At 62.0% G+C, this 17738-nt stretch carries 12 protein-coding genes, 3 tRNA genes and 1 pseudogene; 4 read left to right on the top strand and 12 right to left on the bottom strand.

What is annotated here, in order from left to right:
• The first annotated feature begins 40 nt into the window (after nt 1-40).
• Entirely contained in the window at nt 41-211 is a 171-nt protein-coding gene (locus RS899_RS01110) for a DUF3094 domain-containing protein (protein WP_037011479.1), read from the top strand.
• Nucleotides 212-264: 53 nt separating this feature from the next.
• Entirely contained in the window at nt 265-1563 is a 1299-nt protein-coding gene (locus RS899_RS01105) for an NAD(P)/FAD-dependent oxidoreductase (RefSeq protein WP_315808882.1), read from the top strand.
• Between the two features lie 222 nt (nt 1564-1785).
• On the opposite strand, the gene cyoE is transcribed toward RS899_RS01105, so the two are convergent.
• From cyoE to RS899_RS01045, 12 genes and pseudogenes are all read right to left on the bottom strand, one after another.
• Nucleotides 1786-2673: a heme o synthase gene (gene cyoE, locus RS899_RS01100; protein WP_024765642.1), complete on the bottom strand. Its 888-nt coding sequence runs from the start codon at nt 2671-2673 to the stop codon at nt 1786-1788.
• 11 nt (nt 2674-2684) lie between these two features.
• Nucleotides 2685-3050, bottom strand: coding sequence for a cytochrome o ubiquinol oxidase subunit IV (cyoD, locus tag RS899_RS01095; protein WP_024765643.1), 366 nt, complete (start codon nt 3048-3050; stop codon nt 2685-2687).
• Nucleotides 3050-3679, bottom strand: a complete 630-nt coding sequence (gene cyoC / locus RS899_RS01090; RefSeq protein ID WP_015475724.1) for a cytochrome o ubiquinol oxidase subunit III — start codon at nt 3677-3679, stop codon at nt 3050-3052. The genes cyoD and cyoC overlap by 1 nt, the downstream gene beginning before the upstream one ends.
• A gap of 4 nt (nt 3680-3683) precedes the next feature.
• Entirely contained in the window at nt 3684-5666 is a 1983-nt protein-coding gene (cyoB, locus tag RS899_RS01085; RefSeq protein WP_054910359.1) for a cytochrome o ubiquinol oxidase subunit I, read from the bottom strand.
• A gap of 6 nt (nt 5667-5672) precedes the next feature.
• The gene (gene cyoA, locus RS899_RS01080) at nt 5673-6665 is read right to left on the bottom strand and encodes a ubiquinol oxidase subunit II (RefSeq protein WP_054910358.1); all 993 of its coding nucleotides are present in this window, start codon (nt 6663-6665) and stop codon (nt 5673-5675) included.
• Nucleotides 6666-7603: 938 nt separating this feature from the next.
• Nucleotides 7604-9187 (bottom strand): TolC family protein, encoded by a 1584-nt coding sequence (locus RS899_RS01075; RefSeq protein WP_315808881.1) that lies wholly within the window; start codon nt 9185-9187, stop codon nt 7604-7606.
• Nucleotides 9188-9191: 4 nt separating this feature from the next.
• Nucleotides 9192-10505, bottom strand: coding sequence for an HlyD family type I secretion periplasmic adaptor subunit (locus RS899_RS01070; protein WP_315808880.1), 1314 nt, complete (start codon nt 10503-10505; stop codon nt 9192-9194).
• A gap of 6 nt (nt 10506-10511) precedes the next feature.
• Nucleotides 10512-12704, bottom strand: coding sequence for a type I secretion system permease/ATPase (locus tag RS899_RS01065; RefSeq protein WP_315808879.1), 2193 nt, complete (start codon nt 12702-12704; stop codon nt 10512-10514).
• 477 nt (nt 12705-13181) lie between these two features.
• Nucleotides 13182-14370, bottom strand: a pseudogene (locus RS899_RS01060) (ISL3 family transposase).
• 186 nt (nt 14371-14556) lie between these two features.
• A tRNA-Lys gene (locus RS899_RS01055) sits at nt 14557-14632 on the bottom strand.
• A 6-nt stretch (nt 14633-14638) separates the two neighbouring features.
• Nucleotides 14639-14715 (bottom strand) — tRNA-Pro (locus RS899_RS01050).
• A 9-nt stretch (nt 14716-14724) separates the two neighbouring features.
• A tRNA-Asn gene (locus RS899_RS01045) sits at nt 14725-14800 on the bottom strand.
• A gap of 216 nt (nt 14801-15016) precedes the next feature.
• Between RS899_RS01045 and RS899_RS01040 the strand changes: the two genes are divergently transcribed.
• Both RS899_RS01040 and RS899_RS01035 read left to right on the top strand, forming a co-directional pair.
• Nucleotides 15017-17317, top strand: coding sequence for a DUF1631 domain-containing protein (locus RS899_RS01040; RefSeq protein WP_315808878.1), 2301 nt, complete (start codon nt 15017-15019; stop codon nt 17315-17317).
• Between the two features lie 11 nt (nt 17318-17328).
• The gene (locus RS899_RS01035) at nt 17329-17682 is read left to right on the top strand and encodes a PilZ domain-containing protein (protein ID WP_054909950.1); all 354 of its coding nucleotides are present in this window, start codon (nt 17329-17331) and stop codon (nt 17680-17682) included.
• Nucleotides 17683-17738: the final 56 nt, after the last annotated feature.

Genomic DNA, 17738 nt, shown 5'->3' with positions numbered 1-17738 from the left:
GCCCTACTAGAATGCTCGACATTATAAACGGAGGCCGCCCATGCCCAGTCGCCTGAGCCCCGAAGACCAGCAGAAGGTCGATCACTACCTCAGCTCCCCCGTGCACCAGGTCGAACGCGCGCCGTTCAAACCCTGGCTGATGATGGGAGGCTTGCTCGCGGTAGTCATCGCCCTGGGTTTACTGAGCCGCCTCCTGGCCTACCTTGCGTGAGCGCCGTGCCGCCACGGGCCGATACAGGATTCCTTAAGCTATGAGAATGCAACATGTCCCATCGTATCGTGATCGTCGGCGGCGGCGCCGGCGGGCTGGAGCTCGCGACCCGTCTCGGCCGCACCCTGGGTAAAAAGGGCAAGGCGCGCATTACGCTCGTCGACGCCAACCTCACCCACATCTGGAAACCCCTGCTGCACGAAGTCGCCGCCGGCTCGCTCAACTCCTCGGAGGATGAGCTGAACTATGTCGCCCAGGCGAAATGGAACCACTTCGAATTCCAGCTCGGCCGCCTCGATGGGCTGGACCGCGCAAGCAAGCGCATTCAGCTCGCCGCCACGCTCGATGAGCAGGGCGAGGAGCTGGTGCCGGCTCGCAGCCTGGACTACGACACGCTGGTCCTGTCCATCGGCAGCACCACCAATGACTTCGGCACCACAGGCGCCGCGGACCACTGCATCTTCCTCGACACCCGCGAGCAGGCCGAGCGCTTCCACAAGCAGTTGCTCACTCATTACCTGCGCGCCCACGCCGGGCAGGACAAGGACGATCAGATCAGCGTCGCCATCGTTGGCGCCGGCGCCACTGGGGTCGAGCTTTCGGCCGAGCTGCACCACGCCGCGCAGGAACTGGCGGCCTACGGGCTGACCGGCATCCAGCCGCAGAACATGCGCATCACCCTGATCGAGGCCGGCCCACGTGTGCTGCCGGCACTGCCCGAGCGCATCAGCCAACCGGTGCACCAGACGCTGGAGAAACTCGGCGTGCGTGTGGCCACCGGTTCGGCGGTGCAGGAAGTGACGGCCGACGGCCTGCGCACGGCAGCAGGCGAGTTCATTCCGGCGAGCCTGAAAGTCTGGGCGGCGGGCATTCGTGCGCCAAGCCTGCTGAAGGAAATCGACGGTCTTGAGACCAACCGCATCAACCAGCTGGTGGTGCGCTCCACTCTGCAGACCACCCGCGACGACAACATCTTCGCCTTCGGTGACTGCGCCGCCTGCCCGATGGGCGATGGCAGCGATCGCACCGTGCCGCCGCGCGCCCAGGCCGCTCACCAGCAGGCTTCGCTGCTGGCCAAGGCGCTGGTCGCGAAGCTCGATGGCAAGCCGCTGCCGGAGTACCGCTACACCGACTACGGCTCGCTGATCTCGCTGTCGCGCTTCAGTGCGGTGGGCAACCTGATGGGTAACCTGATGGGCAGCGTGAAGCTGGAGGGCTGGCTCGCGCGGATGTTCTATGTATCGCTGTACCGCATGCACCAGATGGCACTCTACGGACCGTTCCGCACGGCGTTGTTGATGATTGCGGATCGGATCGGGCGCAGCACGGAGCCGCGGTTGAAGCTGCATTGATCCTGGGATGAAAGACGAAGGGCGGATACTGCGAGGTATCCGCCCTTTTTTGTACGCGGAGCCCCTGCAGGAGCGAGACTGCTCGAACGCTCTTCCCGGCAGTTCCTAAGCTGGGGCGGTTCGCGAGCAAGCTCGCTCCTACAAAAAGCTTCATTGCCGAGGAATGCTGGGCACAAAAAAAGCCGCCCCGAGGGGCGGCTTTTTCGTTGCAGCAGAACGGCCTTACAGCGCCGCCAGCATCGACTGGGCCGGGATGGCCTGGAAGTCGATGGACATCATCAGGCTCAGCACGCTGATCGCGATGATGGAGAAGGCGAACAACTGGCGGGCCCAGCGGCGATCGTCTTCGGCACTGAAGCCTTTCACCGCGATGAACAGCCACCAGGCACTGACGGCCAGCGCCACTACCAGGTAACCGTAGCCGGCGAAGCCGGTGACGGTCAGCAGCAGGGTCGCAAGACCAAAGGCCAGCACGTAGTAGAGGATCTGCTTCTTGGTCGCTTCGATGCCCCGCTCTACCGGCAGCACGGGAATCCCGGCGGCACGGTAGTCGTTGAGGCGGAAGATCGCGATGGCGTAGCTGTGCGGCATCTGCCAGAGGCAGAAGATCAGCAGCAGCACCGCCGCGCCCATGTCGAAGTGACCGCTGGCAGCGCAGTAGCCCACCACTGGTGGCATGGCTCCGGAGAGGCTGCCGACCAGTGTGCCGTAGACCGAGGCGCGCTTGAGCCAGAGGCTGTAGAGCACGACGTAGACGAAGAAGCCGAACGCAGCGAGCAGGGTCGCCTGCACGTTGGTCTTCCACGCCAGCAGGCCGAAGCCCGCCGCGCCGAGAACCACGCCGTGGGCCAGGGCGGCCTTCAGCGAGATCTGCCCGGTCACGGTGACGCGGCTGCGGGTACGCTCCATGAAGCGATCGATGTCGCGGTCGATGCAGTTGTTGAACACACAACCGCTGGCAACGACCAGGGACAGGCCGATCACGGTGGCCAGCAGCAGCATCGGGTCAACGCTGCCGCGAGCGGCGAGGAAGTATCCCCCCGCCACCGCGATCAGGTTTCCGAAGATGATGCCCGGCTTGGCGACCAGGAGATAACGCTTGAGTTTCACGGCATCGGCCCTCAGGGCATCGGCATCATCAGGGTGTCTGCGGTGTAGATGATCCACAGCGACAGACCAACCACCAGCAGGATGATGATGGCGGTGAAGATGAATGCCATGACGTTCCAGCGACCTTCCGAGGAGAAGTTCATGTGCAGGAAGCAGATCAGGTGCACGACGACCTGGACCAGGCCCAGGATCACCATGGTCAGCAGGGTGGCGTGACGCGAGAAGCCACCGTCGATGACCATGTAGAACGGGATAGCGGTCAGGATCACCGAGAGCACGAAGCCGATGGCGTACGAACCCAGGCTGCCGTGGCCGGCACCATGGGAGTCGTGGCCGTGGGCGCCGTGGGAGTCGTGATGATGTGCAGCAGCGGACATTACAGAGCCCCCATCAGGTAGACGACGGTGAAGACGCAGATCCAGACGATGTCCAGGAAGTGCCAGAACAGGCTCAGGCACATCATGCGGGTGTTGTTCTGCGCGGTCAGGCCACGAGTGCCAATCTGCGCCATCAGCACCAGCATCCACAGCAGGCCTGCGGATACGTGCAGGCCGTGCATGCCGACCAGGGTGAAGAAGGACGACAGGAAGGCGCTGCGGCTCGGGCCGAAGCCTTCGACGATCAGGTGATGGAACTCGTTGAGTTCCATGCCGATGAACGCGGCGCCGCACAGGAAGGTCACGCCCAGCCAGGCGATGGCCTTGCCCTTGGCACCCTTGTGCGCGGCCAGCATGGCCAGGCCGTAGGTGCAGGAGGAGATCAGCAGGATCGCGGTTTCGACGGCCACGTAGGGCAGTTCGAAGATGTCCTTGCCGCTCGGGCCGCCGGCCGTGTGGTTGACCAGCACGGCGTAGGTGGCGAAGACGCTCGCGAACAGGATGCAGTCGGTCATCAGGTACAGCCAGAAGCCGAATACCGTCATACCGCCGCTGTCGTGGGCGTGGTCATGGTCGTGCGCCGCTTCGTGCGTATCGACCAGGTGTTGATTCAGTACTGCCGTCGACATGGTTTTATACCTGCTGCGCGGTGGCGAGTTTCTGGAAGTTGGCGTTCTCGATGCGCTCGATCTCATCCGGCTGGACGTAGTAGTCTACGTCGGTGATGTAGCTGCGCACGATGACCGAGGCGATCATGCCGACGAAGCCAACACCCACCAGCCACCAGATGTGCCAGATGGCGGCGAAACCGAAGAGGAAGGCGAACACGGCGATGGAGAAGCCAGCGGCGGTGTTCTTCGGCATGTGGATCGGCGCGTAGGCCGGCAGCTTGCGGTACGCGGTACCGGTTTGCTTCATGTCGTGGAACGCGTCGATGTCGTTGACCTTCGGCAGCTCGGCGAAGTTGTAGTACGGCGGCGGCGAGGAAGTGGACCACTCCAGGGTACGGCCACCCCACGGGTCGCCAGTCAGGTCGGCCAGTTTCTCGCGGTTCTTGATCGACACCAGCAGTTGGATCAGCTGGCAGGCGATGCCGAGGAAGATCAGCACGGCGCCGAAGAACGCCACGACCAGGTACGGCTTCCACATCGGGTTGTCGTAGTGGTTCAGGCGACGGGTCATGCCCATGAAGCCGAGGATGTACAGCGGCATGAAGGCCATGTAGAAGCCGACCAGCCAGCACCAGAAGGAACGCTTGCCCCACTTCTCGTCCAGTTTGAAGCCGAAGGCTTTCGGGAACCAGAAGACGAAGCCGGCCAGGTAGCCGAACACCGCACCACCGATGATGGTGTTGTGGAAGTGGGCGATCAGGAACAGGCTGTTGTGCAGCAGGTAGTCAGCGCCCGGGATGGCCAGCAGAACGCCGGTCATGCCACCGATGGTGAAGGTGACGATGAAGCCCAGGGTCCACAGGATCGGGGTGTCGAAGCGCAGGCGGCCACGGTAGATGGTGAACAGCCAGTTGAACAGCTTCACCCCGGTCGGGATGGAGATCAGCATGGTCGCAACGCCGAAGAAGCCGTTGACGTCGCCGCCCGAACCCATGGTGAAGAAGTGGTGCAGCCAAACGGTGAAGCCGAGGAAGGTGATCGCGGCGCTCGCCCACACCATCGAGGTGTAGCCGAACATTTTCTTGCCAGCGAAAGTCGCGGTGACTTCGGAGAAGATACCGAAAGCCGGCAGGATCAGGATGTACACCTCAGGATGGCCCCAGGCCCAGAAGAGGTTGATGTACATCATGGCGTTGCCGCCCAGCTCGTTGGTGAAGAAGTGCATGTCGAAGTAGCGGTCCAGCGACAGCAGGCCCAGGGCCGCGGTCAGGATCGGGAACGACGCAACGATCAGGATGTTGGCGAAGGTGCAGGTCCAGGTGAAGATCGGCATCTGCATCAGCTTCATGCCGGGGGTACGCATCTTGAACACGGTCACCAGGAAGTTGATGCCGGTGAGCAAGGTACCCATACCCGATATCTGTAGCGCCCAGATGTAGTAGTCCACACCCACGCCCGGGCTGTAGGCCAGCTCGGACAGCGGCGGGTAGGCGACCCAGCCGGTACGGGCGAATTCACCCAGGCCCAGCGAGACGTTCACCAGCATGGCGCTGACGACCAGCAGCCAGAAGCTCAGGGAGTTCAGGAAGGGGAACGCCACGTCGCGCGCGCCGATCTGCAGCGGTACTGCCAGGTTCATCAGACCGGTCATGAAAGGCATGGCCATGAAGATGATCATGATCACGCCGTGAGCGGTGAAGATCTGGTCGTAGTGTTCCGGCGGCAGGTAGCCGTGGTTGGCGCCCTCAGCCAGCGCGAGCTGGCCGCGCATCATGATGGCGTCGGCGAAGCCGCGCAGCAGCATGACCAGGGCGACGATGATGTACATCACGCCGATTTTCTTGTGGTCGATGGACGTCAGCCATTCGGTCCACAGGTAGGTCCACTTGCGGTAGTAGGTGATCGCGCCGAACACACCGAGGCCCAACAGGGCGACGATAGCCAGCGTGATGACGATGATCGGCTCGTGATACGGCACGGCCGACAGTGTCAGTTTCCCGAACATCTGCGGTTACTCCTGGCTCGGATTCATTTGCATGCCCTGCATGCCTTGCATGTTGCTCATGTCGTGGCCCGCCATGGCGGCCTCTTCATGCGCTTCGCCGTGCTCGCCCTTCTCGGCCTGCTCTTTGGCCTCATGGGCCTTGGCCATCGCATGGCCAGCGTGTTCCCACTTGTTCAGCACGTGGGAGAACAGCTCGGGGCTGACGGTTGCGAAGTAGGTGGCCGGGACGTTCTCGGTCGGCTTCACCAGCTCCGGGTACTGCTCCAGGTTCAGGGTCTGCTGCGAGGCCTTGACCTTCGCAACCCAATCCTGGAAGCCCTGCTCGGAGGTGGAAATGGCCTTGAACTTCATGCCCGAGAAACCGCCGCCGCTGTAGTTCGCGGAGATGCCGTCGAACACGCCTTCTTCATTGGCGATCAGGTGCAGCTTGGTGAGCATCCCGGCCATGGAGTAAATCTGGCTACCCAGTTGCGGGATGAAGAACGAGTTCATCACCGAATCCGAGGTGATCTGGAAGTTCACCGGGGTGTCTTTCGGGAAGGCGATTTCGTTGACGGTGGCGATACCCTGGTCGGGGTAGATGAACAGCCACTTCCAGTCCAGCGAGATGGCCTGGATGGTCACCGGCTTGACCTCGGAGTCCAGCGGACGATACGGGTCCAGCTTGTGGGTGCTCTCCCAGGTGATCCAGCCGAGCACGGCAATGATCAGGCAGGGAACCAGCCACACCACCAGCTCGATCTTGGTCGAGTGGGACCAGTCCGGCATGTAGGTGGCCTTGGTGTTCGAAGCCCGGTATTTCCAGGCGAACGCAAAGGTCATCAGGATGACCGGCACCACCACGATCAGCATCAGCAAGGTTGCCGTGATGATCAGGGACTTCTCGTCGGCGCCAACCTGCCCTTTCGGGTCGAACAGCGCCATGTTGCAACCACCGAGCATCAGCATCGGCAGCCACGCCAGTCTCTTCAAAATTCCTGTGTACTGCTCTTTTTTCATCTTGCGGCCTTAGTGGATGAAAATCGCTTCACCGCCCATGAGCCTTCGCCACGCATCGCTCGACGACTCGTTACCCGCGACCTTTCCAGGTCGCCTGCCAGGGCTGTCATGGATTCACGAATGCGGCCGCAAGGATTCCAGGCAAAGGGAGGTCGCCCGGTCTTCGCGATGCGAAACCGATTTCGTCAGCTGATTCGTTCCGTGAGTATTCAGCGTGTGGTGTCTGGACTGGCGGCCTGTTAAAGCACGCGCGTCGCACACCGATTGCACGAGCGGATTGCCCGACTCGTCAGATGACAGGAGCCCACCGATGGCAGCCCCCTGTTGTTATGCCGCTGCACCGAAGGGTGAACACTGGCCATGATCTGCGTCAGTGCGACTCAGCGATTTGGGGGTAGGAAATGGACGGCGGGTATTACAAAGCATTTCAGAAACGCCTTTCAAGGCCCATTCTGCCCATTTTTAACAAGATATTTTCTCAGCCAGAGAAATAGTTCCGGGCAGATTCGCTCACAAAACAACCAATTCACAGGAAGTGTGGAGGGTTATTTCCTTCCTGCCAGGGGCTTGCATCGACGTGCCACGCAAATGCGTCGGACCCACGTAGGATGGGGCTTCCAGCTGACTTCAACCGTACCTGCAGGAGCAGCCAATGCCTTCGGCAAAGACCTTGCCATGATGGCGATCAAGAACTTTGGCGAAAGTCGAGAAATCCCCCTGCACAACCTGCGACAAATCGACGCATAGCGACTTTGACAAGGGGTAAAGTCATTCAAATTATGACGATCGTACCGGCTTCAGCACCGATCAGAGGGACGCTCCGCGGCATGTCCGTCCGGATTCAAGGACGCAACAACCTGTCATGACCACCGTAGCGGAAATGCCGGGAGGATAGAGGGAATTGAAGCAGGAATCGGTCGGCGTTCAGGCCGCACGTATCAACGAGCAGACGCCTCGCTGCCCGAAGCCAGCCAGGACATCAGGCCACTGGACTCGGCGCGAATGCGCAGGTCGGCGGCCTTGGAGTTGTAGTAGGTATCGGATGCTTCGATCTGGTGCGAGTAGTACTCGTTTTCGGCGATCAGCACGTCCAACAGAGTGCGCTTGCCCAAATGGTACCACTGGTCATAGAACATCTTGCGGACCCGGTCGGACTCCACCAGCAGCGACTTGTAGTCATCGACACGAGCAGCCGACAGATCACGCTGCTCGGCCAGGCTGCGAATGGTGTACTCCGACTCGCGACGAGTCGCTTCCATCTTCTGCTCTGCCGCACTGGCTCGTGCATAGGCCGCACGCTGCGCCGCCGATGCCGAACCGCCGGTGAAGGCATTCCACTGCACCGCCAGGCCGGTTGACCAGGGCTCGTCGTTATTGAACATGTTGCTGCCGCCCGCGCTCTTGCCAACCACCCAGTTCAGCCTGGGCATGCGCGAAGACTTGACCGAATCGGCATTGGCCAGCGCCGCCTCCGTCTCCCAGCGCGCCTGACGGATCGCGGGAGCATCGGAGAGTTGCGCCAGGGCTTCTTCCAACGGCATCGGCGCCCAACCCCACTTCGCGTTCGCCGGTACAGTCACATCTTCACCGACCAGCTTGGCCAGCGTGGTCTTCACTTCCTGCAGTTTGGATTGCACGGTATCGCGAGCGGTTTCCGCCTGCAGCAGACGCGAGCGCGCCTGCGTCACTTCACTGCTGCGGCCCGGGTCAACCCTGGCGATCTGCGACAACATGTCCACCAGCTCGTGCATGCGCTTCACGTAGCGGTCGCTAATTTCCAGCGCCTGCTGCTGGTGTGCCAGCTCGACCACGGCCGAAGCCGTGTTGTAAGCCACCGAGACCTCGGACTGGGACTTCGCCTCTTCCTGCGCATGAGCAGTCTTCTTGCGGCTATCAATGTTGTGGCTGATCGCACCGAAGTCATAGAGCGGCGTGGTCATCTGCACACTGGTGCTGCCATTGTTGTCGTAATTGTCGCTCTTCTTGCTCTGCCAGGACTTGGAGTTGGCGCTGACCTGCACCTGCGGCCAACGCTGTCCCTTGGCCTCGTCGACATCGCCCTTGGCGGCTTGCCAGTTGGCGTCGGCCTGCTTCATTTCCGGGCTGATCTGCAGCGCGGTGTTGACCATCTGGCGGATGTAGGCCAACGAAGCCTCCGAAGACTCAAGGCTGGAAGCCGAGACACTGCTGCCGGCGCCGAAGGAGCTGCCTGCGCCGATGGCGACCGGCAGGCTCAGGTCCAGCTTGGGTGCCATGGGCGCCGGCTTGACCGACTGTGCCTGCGCCACAGGAGCGGCAGAGGCCGGAGCGGCAACCGCCGCCGACTTCGCGGCAGGAGCCGGGCTGGCGGCCACGTCGACCGGCGCCTGGTTAGCCTTGGAATAGAATCTCAGTGCACCACCCAGGTCATCCGAGGCGTTGGCCAGGCCACCCAGCGACGCCATCGCGATGACCAGGGCCGAGCGGCAGAACCGCCAGTGATTGACTTGAACTTTGTTCAGGGACGATTTACGGGATTTCATTTCATTATCTCTCGCGGAATGCCTCTCGCGCCTTCAGCGCGGGCTTGAGTAAGTAATCCAGGATGGTTTTCTCTCCGGTGCGGATGTCTGCGATCGCGGTCATCCCCGGAATGATCGGGAAGTGCTTGGTGCCCTTGACCAGTTCGGCCTCGTCGGTGCGAATCAGCACGCGGTAGTACGAGTCGGGTTTGCCCTGGCGGGTCTTCTCGTCATCCTTGATGGTGTCGGGGCTGATCAGCTCGACCTTGCCTTTGAGGCCCCCGTAGATGGCGAAGTCGTAGGCGGAAATCTTCACTGTCGCCGGCAGGCCCGGGCGCAGGAACGCCACGTCGGCCGGCAGGACCTTAGCCTCGACCAGCAGGCGGTCTTCCAGCGGGACGATCTCCATGATGTCCTGGCCCTGCTGAATCACCCCGCCAATGGTGGTGACGCGAACGTTCTTGACGATGCCCTTCATGGGCGAAGTGATCGTCGTGCGCCTCATCACATCCTCACGCCCGGCGAGGTTTTCCACCGACTGCGCCAGTTCGCTTTCCGCGCGGGTCAGGTCGGCGTTGGCATCGGAGCGGTACTTGTTGCGCCGCTCACTCATCTGGATGCGCAGTTCGTTGGCCGCCCGGCGCATCCGGAGGATTTCCACGTCCGAAATCAGGCCCTGCTTGGCCAGTTTCTCCGACACCGTCAGCTCACCCTGGGCCAGCGACAAACTCTGCTGCAGCCCCGAGATGCCTTCATCGAGCATCTGCCGCCGGGCGATGTAGGCTTCCGTCTCGCTATCGACGATCGACTTCACCGCCTGCACTTCCGGCGGGAAGACCAACTTCTGGCCGTAGGCCTCGGCCCGCAAACGGGCCAGGCTGCCCTTGAGCGCCAGGACCTTGGATTCGGTTTCGCGATAGCTCGCGCCGGCACGGGTCGGGTCGATCTTCAGGAGTACCTGGCCGGCCTCCACTACATCGCCCTCTCGCACATTCATCTGCTCGAGAATGCCGCCTTCCAGGCTCTGGATGACCTGCTCGCGGCTCGACGGAATCACCTTGCCTTCGCCACGGGTCACTTCTTCCACCTTGGCGAAGTAGGCCCAGGTCAGTGCCCCGCAGAAGATCACCGCGATCAGCACCAGCAGCACGGTACTCGCCGTGGTCTTCTGCGCGATCAGCGCTTCCTGCAGATCGCTCACATAGGTGATGTCGCTCTCGCGCAGACGAGCCACTTCCTCGGCGTAGGTCACCACTTTCTTGGCAGGCACCGGCGCCGGTGGCGCTTCGGGTGTCGCGACGGCCGGCACAGCGGCTTCCTGATTGGGGGAATCGATCATGATCGTTTACCAGGGATTGGCCGCAGGGTTGGCGGGCTGGGTCGAGGAATTGTTGGATTGCAAGGCGCGCAACACGTCGGCCTTCGGCCCGTCGGCGACGATCTGGCCAGCATCCAGGACGATCAGGCGATCCACCTGGTCCAGCACCGAGAAGCGGTGAGTCACGATCACAACCGTGCGGCCCCGGGTCGCCTCTTCCAGGCGCTGCAGGAATAGGCGCTCGGTCTGCATGTCCATGCCGCTGGTGGGCTCGTCCAGCAGCAGCACCTGCGGGTGCAGCAGCAGCGAACGCGCCAGGGCCACGAGTTGGCGTTGACCGCCGGAAAGCGCTTGCCCCATCTCGCCGACGGGTCGGCCGAAGCCCAGTGGGTGGCTGGCCGCGACCGCAGCCAGGCCGGTGAGCTGCACCACGTGCAGCAGTTCCTCACTGGTGGCGGATGGGTTGCCGATCAGCAGGTTGTCGCGTAGCGAACCGAAGAACAGGCGCGCATCCTGACCAACGAAGCCCACATTGGCGCTCCAGTCGGCGGGGTCGATCTGCTCGGCGTCAATACCGTTGATCATCACCTGGCCTTCCACCGGCTGGTACAGCCGGGCCAGTACGCGCAGCAAGGTGGACTTGCCGCTGCCGATGCTGCCGATGATGGCAACCCGCTCACCATGCTTGATGCTCAGGCTGACGTTGTTCAGCACGGTCGGCTTGGGCTGCATCGGCGGTGCCGGGTAGGAGAACTTGACCTTGCGCAGGGACAGGGTTCCGTCCTTAGGCGCTTCGAGATAGCGGCGGCCGCTTTCGCGCACCGTCGGGATGTCCATCAGTTGGTTCAACGAACGCAGTGCGGTCTTCGCCTGCTGGTAGCGCACGGCCAGGCCCACCGCCTGCGCCAGGGGCGCGATAGCCCGGCTGGTCAGCATCACCGTACCGATCAGCGCGCCCTGGGTCATGTCGCCATCGCCGATGCGATAGACGCCCCACAGCACCAGCACCACGGTGGTCAGCTGGGTAATCAGCGAAACCGCGTTGCCCGCCAGGTTCGACAGTTTCTTGGTCTTGAGCCCCGATGCCGCCAGTTGCGCGCTGAAATCTTCCCAGCGGCGCAGCATGCTGCCCTCGGCATGGGTGGCCTTCAGGGTCTCGACACCCTCGATGGACTCGATCAGCAAACCATGCTTCTGCGAAGCCTCGCGCAGGTTCTCTTTCATCAGGCGCGAGAGTGGAATCTGGATGAAGGCGCACACCAACAGCAACACGATCATCGAGCCCAACGGCACAGCCCCCAGGGGCCCGCCGATGAGGAACAGCACGAAGATGAACAACAGGCAGAACGGCAGGTCCGCCAGCGTGGCCAGCGAAGCCGAGGTGATGAAATCACGTACCGACTCGAATTCGCGGAACTGGTTGGCGAACGATCCCGCGGAGGCCGGCTTGTATTCCAGCCGCACCTCCATCAGTTGTCGGAATAGCCTGGCCCCCAGCACCAGGTCGGCCTTCTTGCCGGCCGTGTCGAGCAGGTAGGCTCGCGTCTGCCGCGAGGCGAATTCGAAACCGATGGCCATCAGCACGCCGATAGCCATCGACCAGAGCGTCGCGTAGGCCTGGGTCGGCACCACGCGGTCGTATACGTTCATGATGAAGAAGGTGCTGCACAGCGTCAGAACGTTGATCAGGAAAGTCGCCAGCGCTGCGCTGTAATAGTAGCGGCGATAGTTCCACAGAGTGGAGAAGAGCCAGTGCCCCTTGCTTTCGCCCTCCGGGATCTCGGTACGCGAATCTGGAGCAGCCTGCGGACGCACTAACAGGGCATAGCCCAGGTAATGCTCGTTGAGTTCTTCCGCACTCAGGGTAATGGTGCCGCCGCCGGCTTCGGGAACGACGAACTCGAACTGGTCACCATGGCGGGCCACCAGGATGCGGGCCTCGCCATTGTTGAACAGCATCATCAAGGGGAACAGATAGGAAGAAAGCTCCGCCGGGCGACGCTTGACCCAGCCGGCGCCGATACCGGCCTGCTCCAGCATGCGCACCACCAGGCTCGGTTTCAGGCGCTGACCACGGGGCAAGCCGGCATACAGCGATTCAATGCTGGTCGGCTTGTCGTAGTGGGCGCAAAACCATTGCACCCCCGCCAGCAGGCTGTCGTTCTCAGATGAGACGCCCAGATCCACCGTGGCAGATGGGGATAACGCAGAGGCATTCATGTGGCACACCTTCTTGGGACAAGGGAGAAGCTGTGCGCATGGTAGAAATAGGCCGTTTCCGGCGGCATCAGAAAAGCCTTATTGGGCTGACGTACCTTTCCTTCACCTTGTTAGGCGAAAGACGCGAGGGACGAATGGGAGCAGATAAATGCGAGAGGTCGCGGGGCGGCGTGCCCACACTGGAGAGCGTCGAGAGACAAAACACTGTATGGGTGCGAATAAAAGAAAACCCGCTCGAGGCACATCGCAATGTCGCCCCTGGGCAGGTGAAGTGGGTACATTGATTTACTGAGCGGGGCCCATTAGTTGCCTTGCCTCTGGACCACCGAGCGGCGGTTCGGAGCGTTACAGGCGATTTTCTCGCTGCGCGTGGACCAACTGGCGCTGTGAGGACGCAGGAAGTACCGACCTCTTTTTTCGAGATGGGAGAGCGTGGCCGGAATAGACTCGAAGCCGTAAATGCAAGGCAAAAAAGGTTCATCGCGCTTTCCCGGGGAAGGCGGCCTTGATTTTCAGGAAGAAGTAGGCGGAGTCCCGAAAGCCATAGGCCATGCGCTTGATCACCTTGATGCGGTTGTTTACCCCCTCCAGCAGGCTGGTGTGCATGGGGAAGCGAGCGCTGGCCAGGATGCCTCGGACGTATTTGCGCAGATTGCGAGCGAAACGTTGCAGCGGGGCCAGGCCACTGTCCCTGGCGTGGCGCAACCAGCCCCGCCAGCGGCGCCAGCCTCCCGCACGCTGGGGGCATACCAGATGTCCTTGAGCGCATCCTTGAGCACGTAGACCGTGGCCAGTGGCTGGTTGGCCTTGAGGATTTCCTGCAACTGCACGGCTTGCTCATCCTTGAGGTTTTCGCGATTGCGCAGCAGCAACCACCGACTCTGCTTGATCACCTTGCGTGCCACTTTGTCCTGGCGTAGCGCGTTGGACTGATCGACCCGGATGCGATTGATCACCTCCCTGCCATAGCGGGCCACCATGTGGAACAGGTCGTAGACCACTTCGGCACGAGGACAATGCTGTTTTACTTCCAGATCGAAGGCGGTGTTCATGTCCATCGCCACGGCCTCGATCTGCTGGCAGCGCTCACCGAGCAGTTCGAAGAACGGTCGAATCGCTTCGCGGCTGTTGCCATGCCCGACCCACAGCACGCGCGCCCGCTCCGCATCCATGATCACGGTGGCGTAGCGATGCCTTTACTCACCCATCACCAGGCGGCGAACCTCACCCGGCTCGAAAGCATCGACTGCGGCCTCTAGACGACGTTGGTCGAGCTATCTGAGCGTGTGCCAATGCAGGCCAACAAGACGACTGACGTGGCTGATGGGCAGTATTTGCAGCAAAGCCTCGAGCCAGATGCGCAAGCGCTGGGTCAAGCGCGACGCCGGCTCCAGCCAGTCGATCCGCTCGGTCACCCGACCACAGCGCAGGCAGTCGACGCGGCGTACCGGTAGTTGGAGTAGACTCGCTGGTCGAACAGATCGCGATCCCGCACCTGGCAAATCCGCCGCTCGTGGATTAATGGACTGGCCTGACCACAGCGCCCGCATATGGGGACAGAGCTGGCGTGAGGCTTGAGCTCGATCAGCAGGGTGTCGCTGGCAGATGAGCGGCAGGCGATGACGTCGTAGCCTGGCCAGAAAGCAGCAAGATCAATAGGATGCACGGCGACAGCAGGGGGTGGGGGTTGGTTCGTTTGACGACTGCCAATCTACCCGCTTCCCTGACGGTCAATCCGCTCTTCCCCTAGAGTCTGCGAAGAACCCCCAAAAAAAGCCCGCCAAGTGAAGGCGGGCTTTTTATGAAGCGTTTTGTTCACACTTCAACACCAACCGGCGCTGGTGCTTGAATATGGTGGGTCGTGTAGGATTCGAACCTACGACCAATTGGTTAAAAGCCAACTGCTCTACCGACTGAGCTAACGACCCAAAATTTGGTCGGGGTAGGGGGATTCGAACTCCCGACATCTTGCTCCCAAAGCAAGCGCGCTACCGGACTGCGCTATACCCCGTTTGAAAGTTGGCTCCGCGACCTGGACTCGAACCAGGGACCCAATGATTAACAGTCATTTGCTCTACCGACTGAGCTATCGCGGAACGACGAACCTTTCAATCTCTTCCACTTCGCTTCCGGCTTCACCGGAATCCCGTATCAGAGGCGCGCCATTTTACGTATATCGAAACGCCTGTCAACACTCTGATCCAAAAAGTTTTTCTTCGCTTTGCAGGGCCCGGGCTGATTGCTATATCTGCTTGGAAAAACACGAGTGATCCACCGCGGGTGTAAACGGAACGATCACGCACAGGATGGCCATGAGCAACAAGGACACCCCACCGCCCTCCCCGATCGCCAGCCGGGTCATCCAGCCCCGCTTCGGCGAGTTGGTCCAGGGCTGCCGCCAATTGGCGATGAATCACATCGCCGAGCTTCTGGGCAATGTCTTCGCCCAGGTGGACGACACACTCTTCGAGTGCGCGGAAAAAGCCGAGAACAATCAGGTCCAGGCGCTGTTCTTCGACGCCATGCGCGAAGTCCGTCGTGAGCGGCCGAACCTCGAACGTTTCTACCACCAGCGTATCGCCCAGAGCCTGAGCGACTTTCTCGAAGGCAAGCTACCCACCGCCGAGCCGCTGGAAGAGCTGGACATGGACCAGCTGACCCTGGTCGGTAACGACGAATATGAAGAGACGCTCCTGGTGACCAATATGGTCAACCAGGTACGCGCCCACTGTGCCCAGTTGCTGTTCGCCCTCGATCAACGCCTGGCGCTGCTCAACAACGGCAGCAAGCTGGGCGAGGACCGCAATCCCTTCGGCCCGCAGGCCGTTGCCCAGGCATTCCGCGACACCCTGGCACGCAGCGCTTTCCCACTACGCATCAAGACCATCCTGTATGTCCTGTTCGATCAGCAGGTCATGCAGCATCTTCAGCCGCTCTATGAACAGCTGAACAAGCGGCTGGCCGATGGCGGCGTCCTGCCGAACCTCAAGTACCGCCCGCAGGGGCAGCGCTCGGCGTCTGCACCGCCGCCTCGCTCCGTGATGGAGGAGAAAGACGCAGGGGCGACGAACGGCATTCCATTGGCTCCCCCCACCTATGCCACCGGCGACCTGCCGGAGATGCCGCCCGGAGACCGCAATGCGCTGTTCGGCGGCCTCGCCGTGCTGCTTGCCGAGCGCCGTCGACGCGGAGACAAGGCCACCCTGTTCGGCAACACCCAGAGCATTGTCAGCTTCGGTCCGAGCTCCGCCACGACGACCTACAGCGCCAACGAACTGCTGGAAGCATTGAATCGCCTGCAGCGCGAATCCGCCCAGGAACTGGCCCAGCGCCTGCGCCAGCCGCAACCGGTCGATGCACTGAAAGCCGACCTGCAACGCCAGCTGGAAGCCGGCAGCGCCCAGCCCAGGAACACTCGCCTGACCGACCAGGAGGCCGACGTAATCGACCTGGTGGGCATGGTCTTCGACTTCATCCTCGATGACGAGAACCTGCCTGACAGCTGCAAGACCACGCTTTCCCACCTGCACACGCCCTTCCTCAAGGTGGCGCTGCTGGACAAGCAACTGTTCACCCAGCACCACCATCCCGCTCGCAAGCTGCTCAACGCCATGGCCCAGGCCGGCGTGCTCTACGGCGGAGAGGGCGAGGAGCGCGCACTGCTGGCAAAGATGCACTGGGTGGTCGAGCGGGTGATCCAGGATTTCGTCGGCGACCTGTCGCTGTTCGACACCCTGCTGGGCGACTTCAACGAATACGTCACCAACCTGCGGCAGAAGGTCGAGTTGCGCGAGCGCCGGGCCATGGAAGCCGCGCGCGGCCGTGACCGCCTCCTGGCCGCCCGAGAACAGGCGCTGGACGCTGTTACCAAGGTGACCCACGAGCGCGAACTGCCGGAGCTGGTGCGTAATTTCCTCGAAATGAGCTGGTGTGATGCTCTTACCTTCATCGTCCTGCGTAGCGGTGAGCACAGCGACGAATGGAGGCGTGCCTGCGAGGTAGCCGAGCAGTTGGCCTGGAGCGTGACACCGCTGGATGCCGACGGTCGCGATCATCTGCAAGCGATCCGCCTGGCCCTGCTGGAAGACCTGCGCAAGGGGCTGGAGGTGCTGGGCGGCTACCACGAAGACGGAATCCGCCGGCTACTGCAGGACCTGGTCGCCTGCCAGCACGCGATTCAGGCACAGAAACCGCAGATCGCCGCGCAACTCAAGCAGGAACTGCCGGAAAGCCCGCTGGGCGCCATGCTTGGCGCCGAAGGGCACACGCTGGTCAAACCCGATAGCGAGGCACTCTCCGAGCGCGTGCGGGTATTGATGAAAGAGCTGAGCCAGCTGGAGTTCGGCACCTGGTTCGAGTTCAGCGACACCACTCCGGCTCGCCGGCTCAAGCTTTCGTGGTTCAGCCCGACCACGCGCAACTATATGTTCGTCGACCACACCGGGCAGCGAGTGGCGGTCAAACCGATAGTGCAGTTGGCCCAGGAGATGGAAGCGGGCAAGGTCCGCCTGGTACCGACGGAACAGTCCGCCCCGCTGATGGATCGCGCCTTGAATGCGATCTACCGGGTCCTGCAACGCTTTACCTCCGGGCGCAGCCCGGCACAGACCTGAGGAAGCAGTCGATGGGAGAACGTCGCCAGCACAGCCGGCAGCAGACCGGGCTGACCGTGGAAGTCTTCGACCGCCATACCGGGCGCAGCCTGGGTCGACTCGCCGACCTCTCTGCCGAAGGATTCATGCTTTGTGGCGTGGACGTCCCGGAGGCCGATTCCGTCTGGGATTGCCAGCTCGTACCGGCACCGCCGCTGGACGAGATCGGCGAAATCCATCTGGGCGCGGACTGCCTGTGGAGCCGAGCCGGCACCGACGGCCAATTGGGCTGGGCGGGTTTCCACATCATCGATATCGCCGAGGACCAGGCCGAACTGGTCGAGCAGTTGTTGCTCATGCTCGGTGGCGACCGCGAGCCTGGCTAGAAACTCACCCGTACCTGTAGGTACGAGCGTGCTCGCTATCCGTCGGCCAAGCAGCG

It is taken from the genome of Pseudomonas sp. C9-3 (assembly GCF_032392015.1).
Taxonomy (GTDB): domain Bacteria; phylum Pseudomonadota; class Gammaproteobacteria; order Pseudomonadales; family Pseudomonadaceae; genus Pseudomonas; species Pseudomonas nitroreducens.
The sequence above is the reverse complement of the archived record's forward strand: the minus strand, read 5'-3'. Positions and strand labels throughout refer to the sequence as shown.

Bases quoted from the DNA above. Each gene is read 5' to 3' on its own strand.
- cyoA (WP_054910358.1), bottom strand. From the start codon at position 6,665: ATGAAAAAAGAGCAGTACACAGGAATTTTGAAGAGACTGGCGTGGCTG.
- RS899_RS01065 (WP_315808879.1), bottom strand. From the start codon at position 12,704: ATGAATGCCTCTGCGTTATCCCCATCTGCCACGGTGGATCTGGGCGTC.
- cyoC (WP_015475724.1), bottom strand. From the start codon at position 3,679: ATGTCGACGGCAGTACTGAATCAACACCTGGTCGATACGCACGAAGCG.
- cyoB (WP_054910359.1), bottom strand. From the start codon at position 5,666: ATGTTCGGGAAACTGACACTGTCGGCCGTGCCGTATCACGAGCCGATC.
- RS899_RS01110 (WP_037011479.1), top strand. From the start codon at position 41: ATGCCCAGTCGCCTGAGCCCCGAAGACCAGCAGAAGGTCGATCACTAC.
- cyoD (WP_024765643.1), bottom strand. From the start codon at position 3,050: ATGTCCGCTGCTGCACATCATCACGACTCCCACGGCGCCCACGGCCAC.
- RS899_RS01075 (WP_315808881.1), bottom strand. From the start codon at position 9,187: ATGAAATCCCGTAAATCGTCCCTGAACAAAGTTCAAGTCAATCACTGG.
- RS899_RS01040 (WP_315808878.1), top strand. From the start codon at position 15,017: ATGAGCAACAAGGACACCCCACCGCCCTCCCCGATCGCCAGCCGGGTC.
- RS899_RS01035 (WP_054909950.1), top strand. From the start codon at position 17,329: ATGGGAGAACGTCGCCAGCACAGCCGGCAGCAGACCGGGCTGACCGTG.
- RS899_RS01070 (WP_315808880.1), bottom strand. From the start codon at position 10,505: ATGATCGATTCCCCCAATCAGGAAGCCGCTGTGCCGGCCGTCGCGACA.
- RS899_RS01105 (WP_315808882.1), top strand. From the start codon at position 265: ATGTCCCATCGTATCGTGATCGTCGGCGGCGGCGCCGGCGGGCTGGAG.